The following is a 12,946-nucleotide window of genomic DNA, read 5'->3' on the forward strand; positions in this document are numbered from 1 at the left end:
CTCCTTGTAAGTGGTCTTGGTCACGGCACCGTCGTCGGCTTCGAAAATGACCGCCACCTTGTTCTCGTTGGCGGTGCCCATGTGTTTATCCAGGCAGTTGTACGAGGCATTGAGCTCACCGTCTTCAAACCACTTGTAAAACGGCACATTCGACTCATCTAGCGTCTTGGTAAAGGGCTTGCTCCAGACCACGTTCTCGCGGGCAAGGCGGGCCCAAAACCCTTCAAAATCTTTTTCAGCTTCAGCGCACAGGGCGTAATAGCTGTCCATACCGGAAATGCGCGCCGCCTTGACGGTGGCGTCACTCGGCGGAAAAACACGGTTCTCAACCAACACAGACTCAATAGCGGACGAAGGGGTGCTCACAGATCAATCTCCTCTTTGTTAAACGAAGTTCACCCAATAATGTCTGGTCTGGCACTTACATGCCACTGACTGACACGAGCTTGACATGCTAGCCCAGTAAAATGCGCGCTGCTCAACCCAGCGAAATACCAATGTCCACCGCCAAGCCTTCCACTCAAACGCCCGCCACCGCTGGGCTTCGACCGATTCCCCGTTTTATTTTTGCCAGTCGTTGGTTGCAGTTGCCCCTGTATGTCGGGCTGATTGCGGCGCAGGGTGTTTATGTCTTCCATTTCTGGGTCGAGCTGCTCCACCTGCTGGAGGCCGCCTTTGGCAACCAGACTGCGCTTCAAGCCTTGGTCACCAGCATCGGATACAAGTCGGATGTCGCTGTAACCTCGCTCAACGAGACCATCATCATGCTGGTGGTGCTGGCGCTGATCGATGTCGTGATGATCTCCAATCTGTTGATCATGGTGATTGTGGGTGGTTATGAGACCTTTGTCAGCCGCATGGACCTCGAAGGCCACCGTGATCAGCCCGAGTGGCTGAGCCACGTGAACGCCTCGGTACTCAAAGTCAAGCTCGGCACTGCCATCATTGGCATCAGTTCCATTCACCTTCTCAAAACCTTTATCAACGCCGCCAATTACGAGCCCAAGGTGCTGATTGCCCAGACCGCCATCCACATCACTTTTTTACTGTCTGCCATCGCGATTGCCTATACCGACAAGCTGATGACCCAACCCAAGGCAGGCGCACACTGATTCACCGCTCCTTCAGCACCTGACGGGTCGATTGACTGACCAGCAGCAACACCGCCAGCACTGCGCTGACCAGAGAACCCAGCAGCACCCCAAGCTTGACCTGCGTGCCGTAGACCGCATCGGCACCTTCAAACGCCAGTGAGCCAATGAACAGGCTCATGGTAAACCCCACACCGCACAACACACAGACGCCAAAAAACTGCATGATGCTGCTGTGCTCGGGCAGTCTGGCACCACCAAACCGCATCAGCAGCCAGGAAGCGCCAAACACACCCAGCGCCTTGCCAAACACCAGCCCCGCCGCAATGCCCAAGGGCACCGTCTGCAGCAAAGTCGCCCACGCTACACCCTGCAACGACACCCCGGCATTGGCAAAGGCAAACACCGGCAGGATCCCGTACGCCACCCAGGGGTGCAACGCGTGCTCGGCCCGACCGGCAGGCGAGCCGCCCCGTCCGTCAGACAGTGGCACCGCCAGCGCCGTGATCACACCCGCCAGCGTCGCATGAATACCTGACTTGAGCACACACACCCAGATGAGCAGACCCACAATCACGTAAGGGCCAATGGCGTTGACCCGGGCACGGTTCAGCGCCAGCAGCACCAGCACACCGCCACCGGCCGCCAGCAACATCGTGAGCGACAGATCCGCCGTGTAAAAAAACGCAATCACCAGAATCGCCCCCAGGTCATCAATGATGGCCACTGCCGTCAGGAAAATCTTCAGCGACGCTGGCACCCGACTGCCCAGCAGGACCAGAATGCCCAGCGCAAACGCAATGTCCGTCGCCATCGGAATGCCCCAGCCACGCAATGCCACCGGATCATGTCCATTGATGGCAGCGTAGATCAGTGCCGGCACCACCATGCCACCCAGCGCCGCTCCAGCGGGCAAAAGGGCCTGCCGCACCGACGCCAGTTCACCTTCGAGCAACTCACGTTTGATCTCCAGGCCCACCAGAAAAAAGAACACCGCCATCCACAGGTCATTGACCCAGACGATCATCGGCTTGGCCAGAACCAGCCAGTCGTGCCCCAGGCGCAACTCCACCGGGAATTCCAGCAACTTCAGGTAAAAGTCGCTCCAGCCAGAATTGCTCAGCACCAGCGCAATCAAAGCCGATAGCGCCAGCAAAACCCCGCCCAAGGTCTGGGCGTTGATAAACGGTGTCAGGTTACGCAAGAAAAACTTGATCATGGCGAACGCGCCAGACCGTCAGTCTGACGTTGGGGGTGCTTGGTTAAACTTGCATATTAGCGGGACATTCAGCCCGCGTCATTTCAAATGAGGTAAACCCCATGAGCACGCCCACCTCCATCCGGCAGGATGACCTGATCGAATCCATCTCTGCCGCCCTGCAATTCATCAGCTACTACCACCCCGCCGACTACATTGCCCACCTGGCACGCGCCTACGACCGCGAGCAAAGCCCGGCCGCAAAAGACGCCATTGCGCAGATCCTGACCAACAGCAAAATGTCGGCACAGGGCCACCGCCCCATCTGCCAGGACACCGGCATCGTCAACGTGTTTCTCAAAGTCGGCATGGATGTGCGCTGGGACGGCTTTACCGGCAGCCTGGACGACGCCATCAACGAGGGCGTGCGCCGCGCCTACAATTTCCCCGGCAACACCCTGCGCGCCAGCGTCGTCGCCGACCCCGAGTTTTTGCGCAAAAACACCAAAGACAACACCCCCGCCGTCATCAACACCGAAATCGTGCCCGGCAACACGGTCGAAGTCACCGTCGCCGCCAAAGGGGGTGGCAGTGAAAACAAGAGCAAGATGTACATGCTCAACCCGGGTGACAGTGTGGTCGACTGGGTGCTCAAAACTGTGCCCACCATGGGCGCCGGCTGGTGCCCGCCGGGCATGCTGGGCATCGGCATTGGCGGCACCGCCGAAAAAGCCGTGCTCATGGCCAAAGAAAGCCTGATGGACGACCTCGACATGTACGCGCTGCAGGCCAAGGCCGCCAGCGGCGCGGCGCTCGACAAGGTTGAGCAATTGCGCCTCGAACTCTACAACAGGGTCAACGCCCTGGGCATTGGCGCCCAAGGCCTGGGCGGCCTGACCACCGTGCTCGACATCAAGATCAAGATGTACCCCACCCATGCGGCCAGCAAACCCATTGCCATGATTCCCAACTGCGCTGCCACTCGCCACGCGCATTTTGTGATGAACGGCAGCGGCCCGGTCTACCTCACACCCCCTTCGCTCGACACCTGGCCCGACGTCGCCTGGAAGCCTGACTATGTCAAAAGCAAAAAGGTCGACCTCAACACCCTCACCAAAGCCGAGGTGGCCAGCTGGAAACCCGGCGACACGCTGCTCCTCAACGGCAAAATGCTCACCGGCCGCGACGCCGCCCACAAGCGCATCAAAGACATGCTGGCCAAGGGCGAGACGCTGCCCGTCGACTTCACCAACCGCGTCATTTATTACGTCGGCCCGGTCGACCCCGTGGGCGACGAGGCGGTCGGCCCAGCCGGCCCCACCACCGCCACACGCATGGACGGCTTTACCGAGATGATGCTGGCACAGACGGGATTGATCGCCATGATTGGCAAGTCCGAACGCGGCCCGGTCGCCATCGAAGCCATCAAAAAACACCAGAGTGCCTACCTGATGGCCGTGGGCGGTGCCGCCTACCTGGTCTCCAAAGCCATCAAGACTGCCAGGGTGCTGGGCTTTGCCGACCTGGGCATGGAAGCCATTTACGAGTTCGATGTGGTCGACATGCCGGTCACGGTGGCGGTGGACGCCGGTGGCACCAGTGCCCACATCACAGGCCCTGCCGAGTGGCAAAAACGTATCGCCAGCGGCGAGTTCAAAGGTGTGCCGGTAACGTCAACCTGATGCCTCTGACAAAAACCGCCGCGCCTGGCGTTCCCATCGTTCCCGCTACCGGGGGATCAATCGGATCATCAGGTCGGTATTGAGGTTGACGCGCACGGCCGTGCCCGCCAGCGTCGCCACAATGGCAAATTCCGGGCGTGAGGAGTCCCGCAGCCTGGGCTCCGCCACGGGTTCGTCGTTGCGGTTGAGCACACAAGCCACCATCGGTTCGGCCGGTTTCACACCCCGGCGCATCACCACCGCCGTCTCGCCATTGACCAGCTTGACAAAAGTACCCGGTGGGCTTAGCCCCAGCACCTTCACCAGAGCGGTGCCCACCTCATCGTGTTTTTCGGCCCCCTCGCGGACCACCACGGTGCGCACAGAATCGCGCGCCGTTCGGCCCGAACGCGATTTGCGCGGGCTCATGGCCGCTGTGTAGCGATCCACCGTCTGCAAGATCTTGGTCATGCGTTTGAGCATCGGCCATTGCGAAAAATTGTCGGTATCACCCAGATTGGCGTGGTGCATGGCCACCATGGTCAGCCATGACGTGTCCGTCACGCCCGCCTCCTCCAACTGCTGCTTGCCCGCCGCAGCGTGGCCGTCAATCACGCTGCGTTGCTGCGGGCTGGGCGCATTTTTTTGCAGGGCCAGTTGATCCTGCAAATAAGTCATCGCCACATTCATCGTCAACGTGGCACAAACCAGACTGCGTTGCTGCGCCTCAGACAGCGCAAATATCGGTGCCAGCGAGCCCGCCAACGCCGCGCACAACAGCGAATGCAGCGCGCTGTAGCCACCAAAATGCGTCACCGAGCGGTTGAACAAGTAAAACTGTGAGCCATTGGCGTCCTGCTGCAGCAACGTCGCGATGCGGCGCTCCAGCTGCTCAATGCGCTGCGCAAAGTCATTCGCCGTCTTCACACTGGCCAGCACACCACCCAGCTTGGACTCCAGGTCCCCCCACTGCTGCACCAGGGTTCCAGCCGGTTTTTCCTCGGTCGAGGCCGCCTTCCTGATGTTGAGAAACTTCTCAAAATCCTTGATCGGCGCGCCAGCTTGGTCAAGCGAACGCAAACTGTGAATCATCGCGCGCACACCCTCGTCGGTCTGGTCAATCTCGACACAGATACGGCGGCGACTCTTGATGGCATCGAGCTGTTGCGACGTTTCGATCCTCTTGCCCTTGGTCAACAGCAAAGTGCCATCGGTATCCCGCAAGGTGTAATCCAGGGACATTCCCAAAAAGAACTGGTGGGTCGATATTTCGATCAGTTCCATATCACGCGAAAGTATTCCTTTTGAGGTTCGACTGGTAAAAACAGAACCATTCTTTGCGCTGGCCAACGCAACAGGGTGCAGCCTGGATTCATGGGCGCAGTGTATCTCTGAGCTGCGGCCATGGGAAATGAGTGTCAACAGATTCACTGCTACCGATTGCAAGCTCCGTGATAATCACCTGCCATGAATCCCCTGCTCTCATCCCTGCAAGCCTACCCGTTCGAACGCCTGCGCGAGCTATTGGCAACCGTCACCGCCAACCCAGCCTATACACCCGTCAGCCTGGGTCTCGGTGAGCCCCGCCATGCCACGCCAACCCTGATCCAGCGCGCCATGACCGATGCCATCACCCGCACCCCCAGCGGGCTCAGCGCCTACCCAGCCACGGCCGGCGAGCCCGGCCTGCGGCAGGCTTTTGCCGACTGGCTGGCGCGTCGCTACCAATTGCAGGTCAACCCGCTGACACAGACGCTGCCCATCCTGGGTTCTCGCGAAGCGCTGTTCTCGCTGACGCAAACCGTGGTCGACCGCTCGACCGGACGGCACGGCCAGAAGCCGCTGGTTGTCAGCCCCAACCCGTTCTACCAGATTTATGAAGGTTCAGCCCTGCTGGCCGGGGCCGAGCCGTACTTTGTTGCCTGTGACCCCACGCGCAATTTCGCACCAGCCTGGGACGATGTACCGACTTCGGTGTGGTCGCGTACCCAACTACTCTTTGTCTGCTCACCCGGCAACCCGACGGGTGCCGTCATGCCCCTGTCCGAGTGGCAAAAGCTGTTTGCGCTGAGCGACCAGCATGGCTTCGTCATTGCCTCGGACGAATGCTACAGCGAGATCTACTTCGGCGATCAGCCCCCACTGGGCGGCCTGCAGGCTGCAGCCCTGCTCGGGCGACACGACTTCAAAAACCTGATGGCACTCACCAGCCTGTCCAAACGCAGCAGCGTGCCGGGCATGCGCAGTGGGTTTGTGGCGGGCGATGCCAGCATCATCCAGCAGTTTCTGCTCTACCGCACCTACCACGGCAGTGCCATGAGCCCGGCCGTGCAGGTCGCAAGCCTGGCCGCCTGGAGCGACGAAACCCATGTCATGCAGAGCCGGGCGCTGTATCAGGACAAGTTTGCCCAGGTCATGCCGCTGCTGGCCGATGTGCTGGGCGTTGCGTTGCCCGATGCCGGGTTTTACCTCTGGGCAGAGGTGCCTGGCGACGATACCGCCTTCACCCGCGCCCTTTATGCTGCCTACAATGTCACCGTGCTGCCTGGCTCCTATCTGGCGCGCGAAGTCGATGGCCACAACCCCGGCCGTGGGCGCATCCGCATGGCTCTGGTGGCCGAGACTGCCGAGTGTGTTGAGGCCGCCCGACGCATCCGCGACTTTGCCCGCAGCTACCAGCCCGGCTGATTTTTTCCAACGTCCTACCTTCGACTGCGCCTTTCACTATGACCCAGCAACTGCAAACCATCCTTGATGCCGCGTGGGACGACCGCGCCAATTTGTCCAGCACCAATGCCCCCAAAGAGGTGACAGACGCGGTCGATCACGTCATCCACCAGCTCAACACCGGCCACCTGCGGGTCGCAACCCGCGAGTCAGTGGGTCAATGGACCACCCACCAGTGGATCAAAAAAGCCGTGCTGCTCAGCTTCAGGCTCAAAGACAACGAAATCATGCGCGCCGGCGATCTGGGTTTTTACGACAAGGTACCCACCAAGTTCTCGCAAATGGACGAGGCCGGCATGAAAGCCACCGGTGTGCGGGTGGTGCCACCGGCCGTGGCGCGCCGTGGCAGCTTCCTGGCCAAAGGGGTGATCCTGATGCCCTCTTACGTCAACATTGGGGCCTATGTGGACGAAGGCAGCATGGTCGACACCTGGGCCACCGTGGGTTCATGCGCACAGATTGGCAAGAACGTCCACCTCAGCGGCGGCGTCGGCATCGGCGGTGTGCTCGAGCCGATGCAGGCCGGGCCGACCATCATTGAAGACAACTGCTTCATCGGTGCCCGCTCCGAGGTGGTGGAAGGCGTCATTGTGGAAGAAAACTCGGTCATCTCTATGGGCGTCTACATTGGCCAGAGCACCCCCATTTACGATCGCGCCAGCGACACCATCAGCTACGGCCGGGTGCCCGCCGGTTCGGTGGTCATCTCGGGCACCTTGCCCAAAGAGGGTGGCCGCTACAGCCTGTATGCCGCCATCATCGTCAAGCGCGTTGACGCGCAGACCCGTGCCAAGACCAGCCTCAACGACCTGCTGCGCGACTAGACGGACCGGCGCCAGCCCTGCACCTGCCCGCGAGATGACGATGCACTTCCATCCCAACCGAGGAGCTCACCATGGCAACCGCTGACACCGTACAACAGGGCACCATGAAACGCATTCTCCGGCTGATGGCCGAGAAGCGGGCGTCCGACGTCTATCTGTCGGCGCACTCGCCAGCCCTGATCCGCATCAACGGGCTGTGTGTGCCGATCAACAGCCAGATTCTGCCGCCCGAGGCACCGCTCAATCTGCTCAGCGAAATCCTGCCACCCAACCGCATCGAAGAGCTGCAGGACCTCAACGAGCTCAACCTTGGCTGGTCCATGTCCGGGGTCGGACGTTTTCGTATCAGTGGCATGCGCCAGCGCGGCTCGTTCGCCGCCGTGATCCGCTTCATTGCCAACGAGGTGCCGCCCCTGGCTTCGCTGTCGCTGCCGGTGACACTGGCCGACTTGATGCTGCAAAAACGCGGGCTGATCCTGATGGTGGGTGCCACCGGCGCCGGCAAGAGCACCACCTTGGCATCCATGATCGATCACCGCAACACCTGCATGTCGGGTCACATCCTGACCATCGAAGACCCGATCGAATTCCTGTTCAAAAACAAACGCGCCGTGGTCAACCAGCGCGAGGTCGGCACCGACACCCAATCCGCGCAGATTGCCCTCAAAAACGCCCTGCGCCAGGCCCCCGACGTGATCATGATTGGTGAAGTTCGCGACCGCGAAACCATGACCGCTGCCATCGCCTACGCGCAGACCGGGCACTTGTGCCTGGCCACCATGCACGCCAACAACAGCTACCAGGCGCTCAACCGCATCCTGAGTTTCTACCCGGTCGAAGTGCGCCAAACCATGCTGGGCGATCTGGCTGCCACGCTCAAAGCGATCGTCTCGCAGCGGCTACTGCGCACCATCGCCGAAACCCGCACGCCAGCGGTGGAGATCATGCTCAACACCAAGCTGGTCGCCGAAATGATCGAAAAAGGCAACTTCTCGGGCATTGTGGAGGCCATGGAAAAGTCCATCGCCGAAGGCAGCCAGACCTTTGAGCAGGACATTGCCCGCCTCATCACCGACGGCATTGTGGAGCGCAAAGAGGGTCTGATCAACTCCGACTCGCCCACCAACCTGATGTGGCGTCTGCAAAATGACTTCACCAGCCACACCGACTCCTCCCTCCTGTTGGCCCAGCGGGAACACGATGACGAACCCACGTTCACCGACATCACGCTGGATATAGGACATTGACGTGACCCAGCGGCACCCCAAACCGTCAACCGGCGCGCCCTCCGCCACCACCACGCTGCTGCAATGCATCAGCGCGGTCGCGTGCCAGCTCGACCTGGCCGGCGTCGTGTTTGGCCACGGCACCACGAACGCGTATGACGAGGCTGCCTGGCTGGTGCTGTGGCAGCTCGGTCTGCCCCTCGACACCGACCTGTCGAACCCATCCTCTGAACAAAACAGGCCGCTAGCGCAATCAGAAATTGACGCTGTCGCTCTACTGATTGAGAGCAGAATCAGCAGCCGCAAACCCGCCGCCTACCTGACCCACGAGGCTTGGCTACAGGGCCTGTCGTTCTATGTCGACGAGCGCGTGATCGTTCCACGCTCCCTGATTGCCGAAATCCTGATGGGTGAAAACCTCGACTACTGGCTCAGCGACAGCACCGAGCGCGTGCTCGACCTTTGCACCGGCAACGGCAGCCTGGCCATCATTGCCGCTGTGGTCTATCCGGATGTCAAGGTGCAGGCGGCCGACATCTCACCGCAGGCACTCGAAGTGGCGCGCATCAACATCGACCGCCATGGCCTGCACGACCGCATCCACTTGCGCCAGTGCGACGGTATTCCCAAAACCGGCAGCCACTACGACCTGATTCTGTGCAACCCGCCCTACGTCAACGCCCAAAGCATGGCCAGCCTTCCCCCGGAGTTTCAGGCCGAGCCCGCCATTGCCCTGGACGGCAACCGTGCCGGTGGCGTCGACGGCATGGATTTCATTCGTCAGCTGCTGCTCGATGCCCCCGCACAAATGACCCCAGGCGCACTGCTGGTGCTCGAAGTTGGCCATGAACGCGTCCATTTCGAGGCTGCCTTTCCCGCGCTGGAGGTGGTCTGGCTGGAAACCAGCGCCGGCGAAGACCAGGTGCTGCTGGTCACCCGCGAGAGCCTGCTGCGCGCCCCATTCTGCACCCGCGTCGGCACCGCTTAAAATCGGCCACCCGGCGCCACTGCGTCGCGCCAGTCGGCCCCTCAGACCGACTCACGGCACAACCCTGAAATCTTCTTTTGATTACCCTAAAAAACGTCACGCTGCGCCGCAGCACCAAAGTTCTGCTGGACGGCGCCTCGGTCACCCTCAACCCTGGTGAGAAGGTTGGTCTGGTGGGTCGCAACGGTGCGGGCAAGTCCAGCCTGTTTGCCCTCTTCAACGGCAGCCTGCACGAAGACCTCGGCGAATACAGCATCCCCACCCAATGGCGCATGGGCCAGGTGGCGCAGGACATGCCCGAAACCGGGCAAAGCGCCACCGACTTTGTGGTCGACGGCGACACCACCCTGCTCGCCGCGCAGCAGGAGGTCACCGCCGCCGAGGCCACAGACGACTACGACCGCATGGCCCACGCCTACATGGCGCTGCAAGATGCCGGCGCGCATGACGCCCCCGCGCGCGCGCAGGCGCTGATCCTCGGCCTGGGCTTCAAAACCACTGAACTCACCAACCCGGTCAACAGCTTCTCCGGCGGCTGGCGCATGCGGCTGCAACTGGCGCGCGCCCTCATGTGCCCGTCAGACCTGCTGCTGCTTGACGAGCCGACCAACCACCTCGATCTGGACGCCCTGGTCTGGCTGGAGGCCTGGCTGAAAAAGTACGAAGGTACCCTGATCGTCATCAGCCACGACCGCGAGTTTCTCGACGCCGTGACCGACGTCACCCTGCACATCGACGCAGCCAAACTGGTGCGTTACGGCGGGAACTACAGCAAGTTTGAAGACATGCGCGCCGAAAAGATGGAGTTGCAACAAGCGGCATTTGCCAAGCAGCAGGACAAGATCGCCCACCTCAAGAAATTCATCGACCGCTTCAAGGCCAAGGCCAGCAAGGCCAAACAGGCGCAAAGCCGGGTCAAGGCACTCGATCGCATGGAGAGAATCGCGCCGCTGCTGTCCGAGGCTGACTTTACCTTCGAGTTCAAAGAGCCCGCCAATCTGCCCAACCCGATGCTCTCCATGACCGGCGTCAGCTTTGGATACCCGCCGCCAGAAGGCGCGCCCGAGGGCACACCACCCACCATCATCGTCAACAAGGTCAGCAAGTCGGTGCTGGCTGGCCAGCGCATCGGCATTTTGGGCGCCAACGGCCAGGGCAAATCGACACTGGTGAAAACCATCGCACGCGACCTGCATGCCATCGGTGGCGAAATCACCGAGGGCAAGGGCCTCAACATTGGCTACTTTGCCCAGCAGGAGCTCGATGTGTTGCGTCCCAGCGACACACCGTTAGAGCACATGATCCGCCTGGTCAAAGACATGACAGCCGCCGGCAAGATCGGCGGCCAGGCTACCCGCGAGCAGGACTTGCGCAGTTTTCTGGGCAACTTCAACTTCAGTGGCGACATGGTCAAACAGGCCGTCGGCAGCATGAGCGGCGGTGAAAAAGCCCGCCTGGTGCTGTGCATGATGGTCTGGCAGCGCCCCAACCTGCTGCTGATGGATGAGCCGACCAACCACCTTGATCTGGCCACGCGTGAGGCTCTGGCCATGGCACTCAATGAATTTGAAGGTACCTTGATGCTGGTCAGCCACGACCGCGCCTTGCTGCGCAGCGTGTGTGACGAGTTCTGGCTGGTCACCCGGGGTGGCGTTGAGCCCTTTGATGGCGACCTCGACGACTATCAGCGCTACCTGCTGGACGAAGCCCGTCGCCAGCGCGAGGCCATCAAGGAGGCCAGTGGCGCCGCCACCAAGGCCGAGCGAAAAGCACAGGCCGAGGCAGCCGCCGAGTTGGCCAAGGAGCAAAGAAAGCCCGCACCCACCGGCTCACTCAAACGCAAACTGGCTGATCTTGAAGCCCGCATGGCCACCCTGCAAGCCGAAGGCACACAGCTCGAAGCCCACCTTTGCCAGTCGCCGCCGCCCTCAGACTTTGCCAACCTGGGCAAACGCCTGAAAGTGGTCAATGAAGAGTTGCAGACGCTGGAGGAGCAATGGCTTGAGGTGTCTGAACAAATAGAATTGGCTTGAGCCAAATTGCCAGAACAACCCAAGGGAAACACCATGATCCTCATCACCGGCGGCGCCGGCTTCATCGGCGCCAACTTCGTCCTCGACTGGCTGGCCTTGAACGACGAGCCCGTCATCAACCTCGACAAACTCACCTACGCCGGCAACCCCGAAACCCTGCAAAGCCTGCAAGGCGACATGCGCCACACCCTGGTGCAAGGCGACATTGGGGATCGCGCCCTGGTCAGCCAGCTGCTGGCCACCCACCAGCCCCGTGCCATCGTCAACTTTGCCGCCGAGAGCCATGTCGACCGCAGCATCCATGGCCCCGGTGACTTCATCCACACCAACATCGTCGGCACTTATGAGCTTCTGGAGGCCGTACGCCAATACTGGTCTGCCCTGGCAGCTCCAGAAAAAGCAGCCTTCCGCTTCCTGCATGTGAGCACCGACGAGGTCTATGGCAGCCTCGCCAAAGACGCCCCCGCCTTTACCGAACAACACCACATCGAACCCAACAGCCCGTATTCAGCCAGCAAGGCTGCCAGCGACCACCTGGTGCGCGCCTGGCACCACACCTACGGCCTGCCGGTACTCACCACCAACTGCAGCAACAACTACGGCCCCTACCACTTCCCGGAAAAACTCATTCCGCTGATGATCGTCAACGCCCTGGCTGGCAAGAACCTGCCCGTGTACGGTGACGGCCAGCAAATCCGCGACTGGCTGTACGTCAAAGACCACTGCAGCGCCATCCGCAGGGTGCTGCAAGCCGGCAAGCTGGGTGAAACCTACAACGTCGGTGGCTGGAACGAAAAGGCCAACATCGACATCGTGCACACCGTGTGCAGCCTGCTCGACGAGCTGCGCCCCAGAGCCGATGGCAAGCCCTACAAAGACCAGATCACCTACGTCACCGACCGCCCGGGTCATGACCGCCGCTATGCTATCGATGCGCGCAAGCTTGAAGCCGAACTCGGCTGGAAACCGGCTGAAACGTTTGAGAGCGGCATCCGCAAGACCGTGCAGTGGTACCTGGACAACCCCGAGTGGGTGGCCCATGTGCAAAGCGGGGCCTATCGGGACTGGGTGCAAAAGCAGTACGCCTGAGCGGACCTCTCCATGAAAATCCTCCTCTTCGGCAAAGGCGGCCAGGTCGGCTGGGAACTGCAGCGATCATTGAGCCCTTTAGGCGAACTCATCGCCCTGGACAACGACA

General features: G+C 61.0%; 11 protein-coding genes and 1 pseudogene. 9 read left to right on the top strand and 3 right to left on the bottom strand.

Annotation, left to right across the window (positions count from 1 at the left end):
• Positions 1 to 366, bottom strand: a 366-nt coding sequence (locus tag KBF66_RS16240) for an acetyl-coenzyme A synthetase N-terminal domain-containing protein (protein ID WP_296659589.1), incomplete at its 3' end; no start/stop codon positions are given.
• Between the two features lie 131 nt (positions 367 to 497).
• Here KBF66_RS16240 and KBF66_RS16245 point away from each other — a divergent pair.
• On the top strand, positions 498 to 1,112 hold the full coding sequence (locus KBF66_RS16245; protein WP_296659591.1) for a YqhA family protein: 615 nt from the start codon (positions 498 to 500) through the stop codon (positions 1,110 to 1,112).
• Position 1,113: 1 nt separating this feature from the next.
• On the opposite strand, the gene nhaA is transcribed toward KBF66_RS16245, so the two are convergent.
• The gene (gene nhaA, locus KBF66_RS16250; RefSeq protein WP_296659594.1) at positions 1,114 to 2,310 is read right to left on the bottom strand and encodes a Na+/H+ antiporter NhaA; all 1,197 of its coding nucleotides are present in this window, start codon (positions 2,308 to 2,310) and stop codon (positions 1,114 to 1,116) included.
• Between the two features lie 101 nt (positions 2,311 to 2,411).
• Between nhaA and KBF66_RS16255 the strand changes: the two genes are divergently transcribed.
• Entirely contained in the window at positions 2,412 to 3,971 is a 1,560-nt protein-coding gene (locus KBF66_RS16255) for a fumarate hydratase (protein ID WP_296659598.1), read from the top strand.
• Between the two features lie 45 nt (positions 3,972 to 4,016).
• On the opposite strand, the gene KBF66_RS16260 is transcribed toward KBF66_RS16255, so the two are convergent.
• Entirely contained in the window at positions 4,017 to 5,234 is a 1,218-nt protein-coding gene (locus KBF66_RS16260) for a phosphodiesterase (protein ID WP_296659603.1), read from the bottom strand.
• Positions 5,235 to 5,417: 183 nt separating this feature from the next.
• Between KBF66_RS16260 and dapC the strand changes: the two genes are divergently transcribed.
• The 7 genes and pseudogenes from dapC to KBF66_RS16295 form a co-directional block, all read left to right on the top strand.
• Positions 5,418 to 6,638: a succinyldiaminopimelate transaminase gene (gene dapC / locus KBF66_RS16265; protein WP_296659606.1), complete on the top strand. Its 1,221-nt coding sequence runs from the start codon at positions 5,418 to 5,420 to the stop codon at positions 6,636 to 6,638.
• Positions 6,639 to 6,676: 38 nt separating this feature from the next.
• On the top strand, positions 6,677 to 7,501 hold the full coding sequence (gene dapD, locus KBF66_RS16270) for a 2,3,4,5-tetrahydropyridine-2,6-dicarboxylate N-succinyltransferase (RefSeq protein WP_296659612.1): 825 nt from the start codon (positions 6,677 to 6,679) through the stop codon (positions 7,499 to 7,501).
• 71 nt (positions 7,502 to 7,572) lie between these two features.
• The gene (locus KBF66_RS16275; protein ID WP_296659616.1) at positions 7,573 to 8,748 is read left to right on the top strand and encodes a PilT/PilU family type 4a pilus ATPase; all 1,176 of its coding nucleotides are present in this window, start codon (positions 7,573 to 7,575) and stop codon (positions 8,746 to 8,748) included.
• A 1-nt stretch (position 8,749) separates the two neighbouring features.
• The gene (gene prmB, locus KBF66_RS16280) at positions 8,750 to 9,715 is read left to right on the top strand and encodes a 50S ribosomal protein L3 N(5)-glutamine methyltransferase (RefSeq protein ID WP_296659620.1); all 966 of its coding nucleotides are present in this window, start codon (positions 8,750 to 8,752) and stop codon (positions 9,713 to 9,715) included.
• Between the two features lie 77 nt (positions 9,716 to 9,792).
• The gene (locus tag KBF66_RS16285) at positions 9,793 to 11,748 is read left to right on the top strand and encodes an ATP-binding cassette domain-containing protein (protein WP_296659625.1); all 1,956 of its coding nucleotides are present in this window, start codon (positions 9,793 to 9,795) and stop codon (positions 11,746 to 11,748) included.
• Positions 11,749 to 11,781: 33 nt separating this feature from the next.
• Positions 11,782 to 12,837, top strand: a complete 1,056-nt coding sequence (rfbB, locus tag KBF66_RS16290; RefSeq protein WP_296659631.1) for a dTDP-glucose 4,6-dehydratase — start codon at positions 11,782 to 11,784, stop codon at positions 12,835 to 12,837.
• A 12-nt stretch (positions 12,838 to 12,849) separates the two neighbouring features.
• Positions 12,850 to 12,946: pseudogene (locus tag KBF66_RS16295) on the top strand (sugar nucleotide-binding protein); the annotation flags it as partial.

It is taken from the genome of Rhodoferax sp. (genome assembly GCF_018063565.1).
Taxonomy (GTDB): Bacteria; Pseudomonadota; Gammaproteobacteria; order Burkholderiales; family Burkholderiaceae_C; genus Rhodoferax.

What these genes read in the sequence shown, in the direction of transcription:
- KBF66_RS16245 (WP_296659591.1), top strand. Translation starts at nt 498, where the DNA reads ATGTCCACCGCCAAGCCTTCCACTCAAACGCCCGCCACCGCTGGGCTT.
- nhaA (WP_296659594.1), bottom strand. Translation starts at nt 2,310, where the DNA reads ATGATCAAGTTTTTCTTGCGTAACCTGACACCGTTTATCAACGCCCAG.
- KBF66_RS16255 (WP_296659598.1), top strand. Translation starts at nt 2,412, where the DNA reads ATGAGCACGCCCACCTCCATCCGGCAGGATGACCTGATCGAATCCATC.
- KBF66_RS16260 (WP_296659603.1), bottom strand. Translation starts at nt 5,234, where the DNA reads ATGGAACTGATCGAAATATCGACCCACCAGTTCTTTTTGGGAATGTCC.
- dapC (WP_296659606.1), top strand. Translation starts at nt 5,418, where the DNA reads ATGAATCCCCTGCTCTCATCCCTGCAAGCCTACCCGTTCGAACGCCTG.
- dapD (WP_296659612.1), top strand. Translation starts at nt 6,677, where the DNA reads ATGACCCAGCAACTGCAAACCATCCTTGATGCCGCGTGGGACGACCGC.
- KBF66_RS16275 (WP_296659616.1), top strand. Translation starts at nt 7,573, where the DNA reads ATGGCAACCGCTGACACCGTACAACAGGGCACCATGAAACGCATTCTC.
- rfbB (WP_296659631.1), top strand. Translation starts at nt 11,782, where the DNA reads ATGATCCTCATCACCGGCGGCGCCGGCTTCATCGGCGCCAACTTCGTC.